General features: G+C 53.3%; 14 protein-coding genes. 8 read left to right on the top strand and 6 right to left on the bottom strand.

The window, feature by feature from the left end; translation table 11 throughout:
- Positions 1 to 14: 14 nt before the first annotated feature.
- From WHR59_RS20600 to WHR59_RS20590, 3 genes are read left to right on the top strand one after another with little or no spacing between them, the layout of a single operon-like run.
- Positions 15 to 734 (top strand): (Fe-S)-binding protein, encoded by a 720-nt coding sequence (locus WHR59_RS20600; RefSeq protein ID WP_043018285.1) that lies wholly within the window; start codon positions 15 to 17, stop codon positions 732 to 734.
- Positions 735 to 744: 10 nt separating this feature from the next.
- On the top strand, positions 745 to 2172 hold the full coding sequence (locus WHR59_RS20595; RefSeq protein ID WP_199994952.1) for a LutB/LldF family L-lactate oxidation iron-sulfur protein: 1428 nt from the start codon (positions 745 to 747) through the stop codon (positions 2170 to 2172).
- Positions 2165 to 2860 carry a lactate utilization protein C gene (locus tag WHR59_RS20590; RefSeq protein WP_338843412.1) on the top strand — a complete coding sequence of 232 codons (696 nt, stop codon included), beginning with the start codon at positions 2165 to 2167 and terminating at the stop codon, positions 2858 to 2860. The genes WHR59_RS20595 and WHR59_RS20590 overlap by 8 nt, the downstream gene beginning before the upstream one ends.
- Before the next feature lie 49 nt (positions 2861 to 2909).
- On the opposite strand, the gene gntP is transcribed toward WHR59_RS20590, so the two are convergent.
- A complete protein-coding gene (gene gntP / locus WHR59_RS20585; protein ID WP_191213474.1) occupies positions 2910 to 4253 on the bottom strand; it encodes a gluconate permease GntP in 1344 nt (447 codons plus the stop codon).
- Positions 4254 to 4514: 261 nt separating this feature from the next.
- On the opposite strand from gntP, the gene uxuA reads away from it, so the two are divergent.
- The 5 genes from uxuA (at position 4515) to WHR59_RS20560 (ending at position 10205) form a co-directional block, all read left to right on the top strand.
- Positions 4515 to 5699: a mannonate dehydratase gene (gene uxuA, locus WHR59_RS20580; RefSeq protein ID WP_047406444.1), complete on the top strand. Its 1185-nt coding sequence runs from the start codon at positions 4515 to 4517 to the stop codon at positions 5697 to 5699.
- Between the two features lie 79 nt (positions 5700 to 5778).
- Positions 5779 to 7254, top strand: a complete 1476-nt coding sequence (locus WHR59_RS20575) for a fructuronate reductase (protein WP_087050965.1) — start codon at positions 5779 to 5781, stop codon at positions 7252 to 7254.
- Between the two features lie 133 nt (positions 7255 to 7387).
- Positions 7388 to 8161, top strand: a complete 774-nt coding sequence (uxuR, locus tag WHR59_RS20570) for a Uxu operon transcriptional regulator (RefSeq protein ID WP_043018290.1) — start codon at positions 7388 to 7390, stop codon at positions 8159 to 8161.
- 648 nt (positions 8162 to 8809) lie between these two features.
- Positions 8810 to 9019 (top strand): hypothetical protein, encoded by a 210-nt coding sequence (locus tag WHR59_RS20565; protein ID WP_043018291.1) that lies wholly within the window; start codon positions 8810 to 8812, stop codon positions 9017 to 9019.
- Between the two features lie 178 nt (positions 9020 to 9197).
- Positions 9198 to 10205 carry a porin gene (locus WHR59_RS20560; protein WP_338843411.1) on the top strand — a complete coding sequence of 336 codons (1008 nt, stop codon included), beginning with the start codon at positions 9198 to 9200 and terminating at the stop codon, positions 10203 to 10205.
- Positions 10206 to 10268: 63 nt separating this feature from the next.
- Here the strand turns inward: WHR59_RS20560 and WHR59_RS20555 are convergent, their stop codons facing one another.
- The 5 genes from WHR59_RS20555 to WHR59_RS20535 form a co-directional block, all read right to left on the bottom strand.
- Entirely contained in the window at positions 10269 to 10670 is a 402-nt protein-coding gene (locus tag WHR59_RS20555; RefSeq protein ID WP_043018293.1) for a hypothetical protein, read from the bottom strand.
- Positions 10671 to 10859: 189 nt separating this feature from the next.
- On the bottom strand, positions 10860 to 12047 hold the full coding sequence (locus tag WHR59_RS20550) for an MFS transporter (protein ID WP_213731763.1): 1188 nt from the start codon (positions 12045 to 12047) through the stop codon (positions 10860 to 10862).
- Between the two features lie 94 nt (positions 12048 to 12141).
- Positions 12142 to 12393, bottom strand: a complete 252-nt coding sequence (locus WHR59_RS20545) for a DUF3343 domain-containing protein (protein ID WP_213731764.1) — start codon at positions 12391 to 12393, stop codon at positions 12142 to 12144.
- The gene (yjiL, locus tag WHR59_RS20540; protein ID WP_338843410.1) at positions 12390 to 13157 is read right to left on the bottom strand and encodes a putative 2-hydroxyacyl-CoA dehydratase activator YjiL; all 768 of its coding nucleotides are present in this window, start codon (positions 13155 to 13157) and stop codon (positions 12390 to 12392) included. The genes WHR59_RS20545 and yjiL overlap by 4 nt, the downstream gene beginning before the upstream one ends.
- A gap of 9 nt (positions 13158 to 13166) precedes the next feature.
- On the bottom strand, positions 13167 to 14318 hold the full coding sequence (locus WHR59_RS20535) for a double-cubane-cluster-containing anaerobic reductase (RefSeq protein WP_043018297.1): 1152 nt from the start codon (positions 14316 to 14318) through the stop codon (positions 13167 to 13169).
- Positions 14319 to 14329: the final 11 nt, after the last annotated feature.

Here is a 14329-nt window from a genome sequence, read left to right as displayed (position 1 = left end):
ATGGAGTAGTTATTGTGAATGTAAATTTCTTTGTTACCTGCATTGGTGACGCACTGAAATCACGGATGGCACGAGACTCCGTTTTGCTGCTGGAAAAACTGGGTTGTCGCGTGAATTTCCCTGAGAAGCAAGGGTGTTGCGGTCAGCCGGCTATCAACAGCGGTTACATCAAAGAGGCGATCCCCGGGATGAAAAACCTGATCGCCGCGCTGGAAGACAACGACTACCCGATTATCTCTCCGGCGGGCTCCTGTACCTACGCAGTAAAAAGCTACCCGACGTATCTTGCCGATGAACCGGAATGGGCGCTGCGTGCTGAGAACGTTGCCGCCCGTATGCAGGATCTCACCTCCTTTATCGTCAACAAACTTGGCGTGGTGGACGTGGGCGCCAGCCTGCAGGGCCGCGCCGTGTATCACCCCTCCTGTAGCCTGACCCGCAAGCTGGGGGTGAAGGAAGAGCCGCTCACGCTGCTGAAAAACGTGCGCGGGCTGGAGCTGCTGACATTTGCCGATCAGGACACCTGTTGCGGCTTTGGCGGGACGTTCTCGGTCAAGATGGCCGAGATATCCGGCGAGATGGTGAAAGAGAAAGTCTTACATCTGATGGATGCGAAGCCGGAATATTTGATTGGCGCGGACGTTAGCTGCCTGCTGAATATTGGCGGTCGACTGCAACGAGAAGGCCAGCCGGTCAAAGTGATGCATATTGCTGAAGTGCTGATGAGCCGCTGAGGAGAAAGAGATGTCGATAAAAACCAGCGATGTAGAATTTAAACTGCGCATCCGTCAGCAGATAGAAGATCCGATCATGCGTAAAGCCGTGGCCAATGCGCAGGAGCGTATCGGCGCGAATCGACAAAAAATGGTCGATGAGTTAGGCCACTGGGAAGACTGGCGCGATCGTGCCTGCCAGATCCGCGATCACGTTCTGAGCAACCTCGACGCTTACCTGTATCAACTCTCCGAGAAAGTGACGGAAAACGGCGGGCACGTCTATTTCGCCAAAACCAAAGAAGACGCCACCCGCTATATTCTGCAGGTTGCGCAGAGTAAAAATGCGAAGAAGGTGGTGAAGTCCAAGTCGATGGTGACCGAAGAGATCGGCGTCAACCATGTGCTGCAGGATGCCGGAATTCAGGTGATCGAAACCGATCTCGGCGAGTACATCCTGCAACTGGATCAGGATCCGCCTTCGCACGTCGTGGTCCCGGCTATTCATAAAGATCGCTACCAGATCCGCCGGGTGCTGAACGAACGTCTGGGCTACGACGGCCCGGAAACGCCGGAAGCCATGACCTTATTCATTCGCCAGAAAATCCGTGAGGATTTCCTCAGTGCCGAAATCGGCATTACCGGCTGTAACTTTGCCGTGGCGGAAACCGGCTCGGTGTGCCTGGTGACCAACGAAGGCAACGCGCGCATGTGCACCACGCTGCCGAAAACGCACATTGCGGTGATGGGCATGGAGCGTATCGCACCGACTTTTGCCGAGGTGGATGTGCTGATCACCATGCTGGCGCGCAGCGCCGTGGGCGCACGTTTGACGGGCTACAACACCTGGCTGACCGGCCCGCGTGAGGCGGATAACGTTGACGGACCGGAAGAGTTCCATCTGGTGATTGTCGATAACGGTCGCTCGCAGGTGCTGGACTCAGAGTTTCGCGATGTGCTGCGCTGCATTCGCTGCGGAGCCTGTATGAACACCTGTCCGGCGTACCGCCACATCGGCGGACACGGCTATGGCTCTATCTATCCCGGCCCTATCGGCGCGGTGATTTCTCCGCTACTCGGCGGCTATAAAGATTTTAAAGACCTGCCGTACGCCTGTTCTTTATGCACGGCCTGTGACAGCGTCTGCCCGGTGCGTATTCCGCTATCAAAACTGATCCTGCGTCATCGCCGGGTGATGGCCGAGGAGGGCATTACGCCGAAAGCCGAGCGGCGGGCGATCAAAATGTTCGCCTATGCCAATAGCCATCCGGGGCTGTGGAAAGTCGGGATGATGGCGGGCGCGCATGCGGCGAGCTGGTTTATCAATGGCGGCAAAACGCCGCTCAAGGTTGGCGCGATTGGTGACTGGATGGAGGCGCGCGATCTACCTGATGCTGACGGCGAGAGCTTCCGCAGCTGGTTTAAGAAACATCAGGCGCAGGAGAAAAAGAATGGATAACCGTACCGCGTTTTTAAACACCATCGCCCAGGCGCTGGGTCGCCCGCTGCGTTTCGAGCCGCAAGCGGATGCCGCACCGGTTAACAACTTTGCCAACGAGCGCCTGACCGAGCTTAGCCCCGAGCAGCGCTGCTCTGCGTTTATCCAGTTTGCCAGCGAAGTGATGCTGGCCCGCTGCGAACTGACCCGCGAGGACCAGGCCGCAGACGCGGCGCTGCGCCTGTGCGAAGAATTGGGTCAGCAGCCGGTGGTGCTGAGCGGCGACAGCCGGCTGGTGGAGCTGGGCATCACCGAACGCTTGCAGCAGGAATGCAACGCCGTGGTCTGGGATCCGGCGCGAGGTAGCGAAAATATTACCCAGGCCGAGCAGGCGAAAGTCGGCGTAGTGTTTGCCGAATATGGCCTGACCGAGTCCGGCGGCGTGGTGCTGTTTTCCGCACCGGAGCGCGGGCGCTCCCTCAGCCTGTTGCCGGAGTCCTCGATTTTCGTGCTGCGTAAAAGCACCATCCTGCCGCGCGTGGCGCAGTTGGCAGAAAAACTGCATCAGATGGCGCAGGCCGGTGAGCGTATGCCATCGTGTATTAACATCATCAGTGGACCCAGCTCGACGGCGGATATTGAGCTTATCAAGGTGGTTGGGGTGCATGGCCCGGTGAAGGCGGTGTATCTGATTATTGAGGATTGTTGAGGCAGGATGGAAAACCGCTCTGGCGCTATAAGCCAGAGCGGTATCGATGTTATGCAATCATGCTGATGATCAACACGATTATCAACCCAACCACGGAGTTCACCAGCTCCAGCAGACCCCAGGTTTTCAACGTATCCTTCACCGACAGGTCAAAGTAGCCTTTGAACAGCCAGAACGAGGCATCGTTGATATGGGTCAGGGTGTTGGAGCCTGCCGCTGTCGCCAGCACCAGTAACGCCGGGTCGACGCCGACCAGTTGACCGGTAGCCGGGTCGAGTATGGCGGCGCTGATAATCCCCGCCGCCGTCATGGCGGAGACCACGCCCTGACCGGTTGCCAGACGAATAAGCACGGTTATCAACCACGCCATGATGTACGGAGAGATATTGCCGTGCGACATCAGCATGCCGATGGTATCGCCAATACCGGTATCGATAATGGTCTGCTTCAGAACGCCGCCCGCGCCGATGATCAGGATCACCATGGCGATGCTTTTCACCGCGTTTTCAAAGGCGTTCATCACCCACTGCATGTCGTGACCACGCGCGGTACCAAACAGCACGAAGGCGACAACCATGGCAATGAACATTGCGATTGGGGAAGAGCCTAAGAAGTTGACCACTTCCCACGCCTGCGTCCCTTTCACCAGCCAGATGTTGGCGATGGTGGTGGAGATCATGATGATCGCTGGGATCAGCGGCACCAGAATAGACACACCGAATGACGGCAGATTGTTCTGGTCAACCGGTACGTCGGCCTTCATGAATGACGGCGTTGGACGATCGAGGTTGCCGAGGAATTTCGGCAGGATAAGCCCGGCGCAGATCACGCTCGGAATGGTCACCAGAATGCCATAGATGTAGACCATGCCCATGTCAGCGCCGTAGGCGTTAACCAGCGCGACCGGACCCGGCTGTGGCGGGAACAGCGAGTGGGCGGTGGTAGCGGCGGCAACGGCCGGAATGGCCAGCTTGAGGAACGGGATCTTCGCTTCCGCGGCAATGACGATCACCAGCGGCGCCAGCATAATAAATGCCACTTCATAGAACATCGCCAGGCCAAAGATCAGACCAATAATGATCACTGACAGCTGCACATAGCGCAGGCCGAGTCGCGCCAGTAGCGTATGAGCAATCTGATGCGCCGCGCCGGAATCAACCATCAGCTTACCGATGACCGCCCCGAATACTACGATAATCGCCAGTTCACCCAGCGTGCTGCCAAAGCCGGATTTCATGGTGTGCAGCAGTTCCATTAAATCCATCCCCGCCAGCATGCCGACCGAGAGCGCCGCCAGCAGCAGGGCGACCATTGAGTTTATTTTGAATCTTAGATTGAGCACCAGCATCAGACCGATGCCGAATACGACCCACAGAATATTGAGAGCGTGCATATAACGTCTACCTTAATTTGGTTGAACTATTATGATTTTGGTTGAGATGTTACATATATTGGTTAACCATTGATGCGATGAATGTCACATTGCGTTACATGTTTACATTGAAACGGGTCTGGCTGACCGTAATCTGGCGATCTAATCAGCAGATATCGTGATTTGGTTAACCAATTTCTCACTTCAGGTTGACATGTAATACCAAAAGGAGGAATTTATGTGCCATATCGTCGAGTCCATAACGTAAACGAGGAATAAAACATGGAACAGACATGGCGCTGGTATGGTCCTAACGATCCGGTCACCTTAGCGGATGTACGTCAGGCGGGTGCAACTGGCGTTGTCACCGCCTTGCACCATATCCCGAACGGGGAAGTGTGGACGGTTGATGAGATCCTCAAACGCAAAGCGATTATTGAGCAGGCGGGCCTGGTCTGGTCGGTCGTTGAAAGCGTGCCGATCCACGAAGACATTAAAACCCGTTCCGGCAACTATCAGCAGTGGATCGCCAACTACCAGCAAAGCCTGCGTAACCTGGCCCAGTGCGGCATTCATACCGTGTGCTACAACTTTATGCCGGTTCTCGACTGGACCCGTACCGACCTGGAATACGTCCTGCCGGACGGCTCCAAAGCGCTGCGTTTCGATCAAATTGAATTTGCCGCCTTTGAGCTGCATATCCTCAAACGCCCGGGTGCGGAAGCGGACTACACCGCCGAAGAGATCGCGCAGGCGAATGAACGTTTCGCCACCATGAGCGATGAAGACAAAACGCGTCTGACCCGTAATATCATCGCCGGGCTGCCTGGCGCGGAAGAGGGCTACACGCTCGACCAGTTCCGCCAGCATCTGGCTCGTTATAAAGATATCGATAAAGCCGCGCTGCGCGAGAATTTTGCCGTCTTCCTGAAGGCGATTATTCCGGTGGCGGAAGAAGCAGGCGTACGTATGGCGGTACACCCGGACGATCCGCCGCGCCCGATCCTCGGCCTGCCGCGCATTGTTTCCACCGTGGAAGATATGCAGTGGATGGTCGATACGGTCAACAGCATGGCGAACGGTTTCACCATGTGTACCGGTTCCTATGGCGTGCGGGCGGACAACGACCTGGTCGACATGATCAAACAGTTTGGCCCACGCATTTACTTCACCCATCTGCGCTCCACGCTGCGTGAAGATAACCCGAAAACTTTCCATGAAGCGGCGCATCTTAACGGCGACGTCGACATGTACGAAGTGGTGAAAGCGATCGTTGAGGAAGAGCAGCGCCGTAAAGCCGAGGGCAAAGAGGACCTGATCCCTATGCGTCCGGACCACGGTCACCAGATGCTTGACGATCTGAAAAAGAAAACCAACCCAGGCTACTCCGCGATTGGTCGCCTGAAAGGGCTGGCGGAAGTGCGCGGCGTTGAGATGGCTATCCAGCGCGCTTTCTTTAGCCGCTAAAGCGAGTTGCCGGTCACCTGTCTGACCGGCGTTTTTCTTTTCTCTTCCGTTGGTCTTTCAACGGGTTCTGGAGTTCACGATGACAACGACAATTGCCAATAGCAACCTGCCGGTTGCGCGCCCAGCATGGGACAGCTCGCGCCTGCAATCCCGCATTGTTCACCTCGGATGCGGCGCTTTTCACCGCGCGCATCAGGCGCTGTACACCCACCATCTGCTGGAAACCACCGACAGCGACTGGGGTATCTGTGAAGTTAACCTGATGCCGGGTAATGACTGCGTACTGATTGAAAACCTGCGCAAGCAACAACTGTTGTATACCGTGGCGGAAAAAGGCGCGGACAACACCGTGCTGAAAGTGATCGGCTCGATGAAAGAAGCGCTGCACCCGGATCTTGACGGCTGTGACGGTATTTTACAGGCTATGGCACGCCCGCAGACGGCAATTGTCTCGCTGACGGTCACGGAAAAAGGCTACTGCACCGATGCCGCCAGCGGTCAGTTAGATCTCAATAACCCACTGATTAAACACGATCTGGCAAATCCGACCACGCCGAAGTCGGCGATTGGTTACATCGTACAGGCGCTGCATCTGCGTCGTGAGCAAGGGCTGGCGGCCTTTACCGTGATGTCCTGCGATAACGTACGTGAAAATGGTCATGTGGCGAAAGTCGCGGTGCTGGGCCTGGCGCAGGCGCGCGACCCGCAGCTGGCGCAGTGGATTGAAGCAAATGCCACTTTCCCGTGCACTATGGTCGACCGCATTGTTCCGGCGGCGACGCCAGAAACGTTGCAAGAGATTGCCGACCAGTTGGGGGTTTACGACCCGTGCGCTATCGCCTGCGAGCCGTTCCGCCAGTGGGTAATTGAAGACAACTTTGTTAACGGTCGTCCTGACTGGGACAAAGTCGGCGCACAGTTCGTTGCCGACGTGGTGCCGTTTGAAATGATGAAACTGCGCATGCTAAACGGCAGCCACTCATTCCTCGCGTATCTGGGCTATCTCGGCGGCTATGAAACTATCGCTGATACCATGACCAACCCGGCGTACCGCAAAGCGGCGTTCGCGCTGATGATGCAGGAGCAAGCGCCGACGCTGTCGATGCCGGAAGGCACCGATCTCAATGCCTATGCGACGCTGCTGATCGAACGTTTCAGCAACCCCTCTCTACGCCACCGCACATGGCAGATTGCGATGGACGGCAGCCAGAAATTGCCGCAGCGTCTGCTGGATCCTGTGCGTCTGCACCTGCAAAACGCCAGCGGCTGGCGTCACCTGGCGCTGGGCGTGGCGGGTTGGATGCGCTACACCCATGGCGTGGATGAACAGGGACAGGTTATTGATGTTGTTGACCCCATGCTGGCTGAATTCCAGCGTATAAACCAACAGTATCAGGGGGCCGAACGCGTGACGGCGTTACTGGGGCTGAGCGGCATCTTTGGTCACGATCTGGCGGAAAACGCCGACTTTGTTGAGACGATTATCGCCATGTATCAACAACTGTGCGAGCTGGGCGCGCGTGAGTGTGTTGCCGCGTTAAGCGCTGACGCTTAATTCCCCGAACTATGACGGGTCAATCAAAATACTGATTTGGTTGACCCGTTTTCTGTTTTTGACTTGCCGCAAATGCTATAGTTCGATACCTATTCACCGTATCTGATTACACGCTTCTGACGGACATAACACGATGAAATCGAACACTTCTCAACAAAGACCCTACCAGGAAGTGGGTGCCATGATCCGCGATCTGATTGTCCAGACACCGTACCAGCCCGGTGAGCGTTTGCCACCGGAACGTGAGATTGCCGAGATGCTCAACGTCACTCGCACGGTGGTTCGCGAAGCGTTAATCATGCTGGAAATTAAGGGGCTGGTGGATGTACGCCGCGGCGCCGGGATCTACGTGCTCGACAATGCGGATGCGCAGGCTATCGACAGTACGGATGTCAATCATTGCAATGATGCGGGCCCGTTTGAGCTGCTGCAGGCGCGACAGTTGCTGGAAAGCAATATCGCCGAATTTGCCGCGCTGCAGGCTACCCGTGAAGATATCGTCAAAATGCGCCAGGCGTTACAGCTGGAAGAGCGTGAGCTGGCGTCCAGCGAGCCTAACGGCTCTGAAAGCGGTGACATGCAGTTCCATCTCGCCATCGCTGAAGCTACTCATAACAGCATGCTGGTGGAGCTGTTTCGCCAGTCATGGCAGTGGCGTGAGAACAACCCGATGTGGATCCAGCTTCATAGTCACCTCGACGATACTCACTATCGTAAAGAGTGGATGGGCGACCACAAGCAGATCCTGGCGGCATTAATCAAAAAAGATGCCCGGGCGGCCAAGCTGGCAATGTGGCAGCATCTGGAAAACGTCAAACAACGCCTGCTGGAGTTTTCCAATGTTGATGACATTGATTTTGATGGCTATCTGTTCGAGTCCTGGCCGCTGGATAAAGTTAACGCCTGATTTTCCTTCCTCTCCCACGCGGGCTGTAGCGGCCCGCGCGACGCTTTTCCGCACAAGAATGTAGCGCGTAACAAACATTCTTTTCACGTCATGAACGTCACGTAAAAAATTGTTTCCATTGCCTCAGATGATGATTTTTGCTGCGCCTCTGTACGGTACAAATTGATTTATATCAATTAAAAATAACTTATTTTTGCATGCGAAAAAATGCGTTATTTACCTTATTTTTACCTTTACGTGCTTATTATTAGACAAAATGCGCCTGTGTTAAGTGAGAATCAAACTAATTTCCACAGCTTTCAGGGCGAGGCTGTCGGACATTACAGCGCGTAAAAACAAACGCTTCACGCAAATGTAGACATTAATAACGGTGCGTAACTTATTGGCTGTAATGATGTTTTGATTTGTGGCCATGGTTTTTGTCAATGATTTAAGCTTTTTTAATCAAATGAATAAAAACGAATATATGTAAAGTAATGATTACACCTTATTCTATAAACAAGTTATCTTTCATTTGAAATAGCGTTCCATTTACCTGCGTTTTATTAACAGTTTCATTACTATTGTGACTGTATTTTGCCGTTGACTTGTTTTTACACTGACTGCATATTTCATCGCCATAAGCGTGTTTGCGTTCAGGAGATGACAATGCCCTCTCGAGATTACCCTGATATTAGAAAAGCCAGGGGAACCCGATCAAAAGATATGGTTCTTTTAAGTGCCCGTGTTGATACCTCTCTGTGGGAATATGTTCGAACGCTGGCATTTGAAACCCGTAAAAGTAAACAAGATATTATTGCCGAAGCATTAATGTTGTATCGCTCTGTTAATGAGAGCGTAAACGAAGAATCCAAGTAATTACTCTCTGTTCGGGTTTTATTTAAAACCCTAAATGATATGTGTCTTGCCACTTTATTATTGCCTTCATTGGTGTGTTAGAGGCTTTCCCCTTTTCCATAGGGGACTTTTTTATGCGGGTATTCTGCCTTCATAACAAAGTTGATAGCAAAATTCACAATTAAAAGTGAGTAATAACATGAAAAAGTCAGTAGTGGCATTAGCTGTAATGGCATTAGGGGTAACCTCCGTTCATGCAGCGGAAATTTATAATAAAGATGGCAACAAACTGGATCTGTACGGCAAAGTAAAAGCGGTCCATTCCTGGACTGACGGCACCGATGCCGATGGTACCTACGCGCGTCTGGGTTTTCGCGGTGAGACACAAATCAACGATCAACTGACCGGTTATGGCCAATTTGAAAGTCAGTTTGATGCCTCTAAAGCAGAAGGTTCTCAGAATGGCGTCAATACACGTCTGGCGTTTGCTGGCCTGGATTATGGCCATGACGTTAGCTTTGACTACGGTCGTAACTACGGTATCGCTTACGACGTGGGAGCTTACACTGACACTCTTTCAGAGTTCGGCGGTGACTCCTATGAAGATACTGACCGCTTCCTTACTACACGCACTTCTGGCGTTGCAACACTCCGCACCAAAAATCTGTTTGGTGCCGTTGATGGTCTGAGCGTCGGCGCGCAATATCAGGGTCAGGATGACTCTAACGCTAACCCGGCAAAACAGCACGGTAATGGCTACGGCTTCTCGCTGGGCTATGACAACATCGCGGATTCCGGCGTATCTGCCATTGCGGCTTACACCACCAACGCGGTGACGGCTCAGCAGAAACGAAGCGACTGGGAAGGTGAAAACGCAGAGTTCTGGGGCGCGGGTCTGAAATATGATGCTAACGCTATCTACGTTGCGACCATGTACGGCGAGTCACACAACCTGATTCAGGATGCGGACAAAGCTGAGCACTTTGAAGCGATGGCTGCGTATGTGTTTGATTTTGGTCTGCGTCCGAACGTGGCTTACGTCCACGCGCGTGATAACAACAATAATGACCTGACCGAATACGTCGCGCTGGGTACAGACTACTACTTCAACAAAAACATCGTGGCTGATGTGGGTTACAAAATTAACCTGCTCGATGGCGCTGATGGCGACAACCAGGTTGTTGCGGGTCTGACCTATCAGTTCTAAGTTTTTGTTCTGATCTGCAAAAAGGCGTCTTAGTTAAGACGCCTTTTTTACCTCTGTCGGCGTTTAAACCGGCTGACTCTCTTCCTGCTGTACACCACTAAACAGCCATTGCCAGATGCCCACTTTTACCCATGCGACCACGCAGAGGATCAGATAAAAAAGCGGATTATGCGTAATAGTTACGCGCATGACTTCCATTAAATCCACATGCAAATTTCCGGCAATGGCCATATTGATAACAAAAATAGAGGCTACCGCGCTGGCCAGTAAAATAAATACGGCCTGTAACCTGGTTATCTCCGGTAGCCTGCCAGAAGCCCATTGCCATAAGAAAGTCGTTGTTAACAGGAAGATAATAAACAATCCTAGTGCGCCAAACAGGCCAAAGTCTTTATAATCCTTTAGCGTGCCAATTAAACCAGCCAAAATAATTAACCCCAGCAGTATTTTTTTAAACCACGACATGTACTTTTCCCGACGATGGTGTTGATGTTGAATTAATATGTCCATTTTTACGCATTTTAAATTGAGTTTATAAATGAACAGCCGGGAATTATAAATTGTCTGGCGGGTAATTACCGATTATTTGCGGTTTATTAAATGTTGACATTTAATTGCGGATTAATCCGAATATATTTGTTTATAGGCTATTGATTATACCCTTTTGGGGGAAGCGACACGCTGTTTATATAATTGCGTCAGGCTGATAAGCGCCGCAATGAACAACGCGACGGCGCCGCACAGCGTGGCGTTAACGATCGCCTGTGCACCGCTTCCCAGCAGGCTGGTTAATAGCGGCCCGAGTATTTGTCCAATGCCGTAAGTCAGAGTGACCAGGCCCAGCAGATTAATATTACGCGGGACGCTAAGTTGACGGGCGAGCGGCATCACCAGTGAAGTGGTCCCCATAAACGTTGCGCCAAACCCCACGCTGCTTATCACCAGCAGCAGCAAGGAGTCGCTGGCGAGCGTCATCACCACGCAGGCGCTTTGAATCAGCAAATTCGCCGTCAGGCATTGCAAAACTCCCCAGCGTCGGGCGGCCCACAGCCAGGCGAAACAACCTGGAATTATCGATATGCCGACCAGCGACCAGAGATGGGCAGTCAGCAGCGGCGAACCGGCGCTTTTCGCCATTAGCGGTAGATAGGTGGCGACAATGATGTAGCCAAATCCGGCCAACCCGTACAGCAGCGCCAGCAGCCACCAGGACATCGGCTGATGTTCCGTTTTTACCGGCGCCGCGGCGGGGAGGGCATGATCGCGAGATGGCAGGAGTATAACCAGTAGGACAAAGAACAGAGCCGATGCTGCCGCTGCGCCCAGCCAGAGGGTGTGCGATGACAGCGCAAAATGCAGACCGTTAATGACATATTCATTGCCCAGCAAAATGCCTGCGCCAACGCCGGAGAACAACGCCGCGATCACGAAGGGATGCCGGGTATGATGCAGAACGATCATTGAGCCAAAGATCATCATACCTGCACTGGCGACGCCCGCCAGAAAACGGATCAACATCACCAGCGCGGGCTGCGTAAAGCTTGCCATCGCCAGAATCAACCCCGCGGTAGCGAGCGCGGACGTTAGCAACATCGGGCGTAAGCGTGAGGGAAGATGAAAGAGCCCGAAGGAGAAGAGCAGGCTTCCTGCCAGATACCCAGCGTAGTTGGCGCTGGCAATCCAGGAGAGCTGGTCAAATGTGAACTGACCTTCCGACAGCAGCACCGGGAGCATTGGCGTATACAGAAAGCGCCCAATTCCCATACCCAGCGTTAAGACCAGCATGCCAAACAGCGCGACGCTGATGGCATGGCGATTTGAATCTGGGCTTTTCTGGGACATACTGGCTCTCATTTCACACTGCTATCTGATAATTGTTATATTACATACGTAAATGATAATGAAAAGTAAAATAAAACGCAGTGCCCTCGCGCGTTCAGGAAGGAGGGAAAGTGGCAATGCAGCGCCACTCTCCGTTTTCAAGGCGGTAGATAGATTCGGTATGACCCGCAATTACCCACTCATTCTCCTCGCCAGCAATGCAGTCGATGTAAATACACAGCCCGCAGCCACCGCGTAGCTCGCGGGGAATATCGGCCACCCGAAAGCAAATACCTGCAGCCTGTAGCGCTTTACGCGTTTTGATGACGCCGAGAGTAGTGTGAAACAAGAACAGGGCTTCCTTCACTCACGTTTCCCCTGACGTTGACCAATTAACGCGGCCCCAATTGCCCCGGCAAACTGCGCGTCGGGATGCGTGTGCACGGGAATACCCACGTGGCCTTCGAGCATACGAGCAAAGGCGCGGCTGTGGCTTACCCCGCCGGTAAATAACAGTGGAGCCTGTGCAGAAAGCCGCCCGATGAAGTTTGCGCTGCGTCTGGCCATCGCGTTGATTACGCCAGCTAAAATTGCCTCCGGCGCGACACCCGCAGAGCGCAGGCTGATGACCTCAGACTCGGCAAAAACCGTACACATGCTGGTGATGGCATGCGGTTCGACGCCAGCGGTGATCGCATCCAACTGATCTACGCTGGCGCCGAGTGTACGTGAGATGACTTCCAGAAATCGCCCGGTCCCTGCCGCACATTTGTCGTTCATCAAAAAATCGCTGAGGTTGCCATCATCATTTAACTGGATGACTTTACTGTCCTGACCGCCGATATCAATCACTGTGCGGGTACCGGGAGCCAGCAAGCGTGCCCCCAGCCCGTGGCAGGAAATTTCAGTGACCTGTTTGTCGGCATAATCCACGAGCTGCCGTCCGTAGCCTGTGAGGGTTAAAAATGGTTTATCGTCCAGCCCGGCCTGCAGCGTTTCCCATGCCTGCGCGATCGCTTCGGCAGGGCGAAAAGGCGTTGGGCAGAGGAAGCGACGTTTGATGACGTTCCTTTCCAGCAAAATACCTTTCGTCGCCGTGGAGCCGGAATCGATCCCTATTGAGAATCTCATTCCTGTTCCTCACAACATTTCAATGAACGCGGCGACACGGGTGCTAAGCTGGCCGATATCCGCGCTGGAGTAATCGGTTTCAATAGCGATGTAGGGAATGTTGTGCTGCTGGCGGACGTGGCGTTTAATGGCCAGTGATTCAACGGCGTAAGTGTGGCAAGCCTGTAAAATGACATCGACGACGCCGTCAGCCTGGTACTCTTCAACCATTTGGCTGAGCATTTTCAGGCGTTGATCGTTAGGGGAAATACAGGAGCAACCGATGGCGAGGTATTTATCGGTCAGTGCGTCGTAGACGTCGCCAGTTTCCGCCACGCACTGCTCAGTGGCTTTCGCGCCGGTGCAGTTTTCATAACCCACCACCCAGCCGCCGTTTTCTTCAATGGCACGCACCACTTTTTCTGCCGCGCCGCCAATGGGGCAACCGGTTATCAGTATGCGTGGACGTGATGCCAGGCGTTTCCCGGCCTGCCATTCCTGATGTACCCGTTCGGCCATGCTATTAAGCTCGTCGATCAACGCTTCTTTATCAAAGCGGAAGGTTGCGCCGTAAACAACTTTCAGAATGTCACTGCCGCTGAGTGCGGGTGGATTGAGTTGGCCAACGCGGTAAAAATTCGCCAGTGCGCGACGCTCCTGATTTTTTAGAATGATGGCTTCACGTAGCGCAGCTTCGGTAATCGGGGTGCCAAAACGGGCTTCGACAGCCTGCTGCAGACGTAGGATCTCGGCTTTCCATAGCGCACGCGAAGCCGCATCGTTGGCGCTGTTGGGCAGTTGCATCACATGTACCGCTTTAAATTCAGCCATGTACTCGTACATCTTCTTTTTACCATCGCAGGTCGTTTCGCCCACCACGAGGTCAGAGAAGTAGAAGTACGGGCATTTATCAGTTTTACCAAACCCGTAGCTGCTTTTGATCAGCGGACACAGATTACGTGGTAGATCTTTTTCGGCTTCTTCTATGGTTTCATCAGAGGTTGAGCATAGTGAAACGACTACCGCGCCCGCCGCCATCGCTATCTCCTGCGGCATAAAGGTGCAATAGGTTCCAACGAGCGGGATACCCTGCTCTTTAAGATCCATTACGGTGAGAAAACCTTTCTGACGGGCGTCGGAGAACTGGTTGAAAATGGCGGGTAAATCGATGATTAGCGACATGATTTTCCTTC

This window comes from Citrobacter europaeus (assembly GCF_037482245.1).
Lineage (GTDB): Bacteria > Pseudomonadota > Gammaproteobacteria > Enterobacterales > Enterobacteriaceae > Citrobacter > Citrobacter europaeus.
This window is presented reverse-complemented; position numbering and strand designations above follow the sequence as displayed.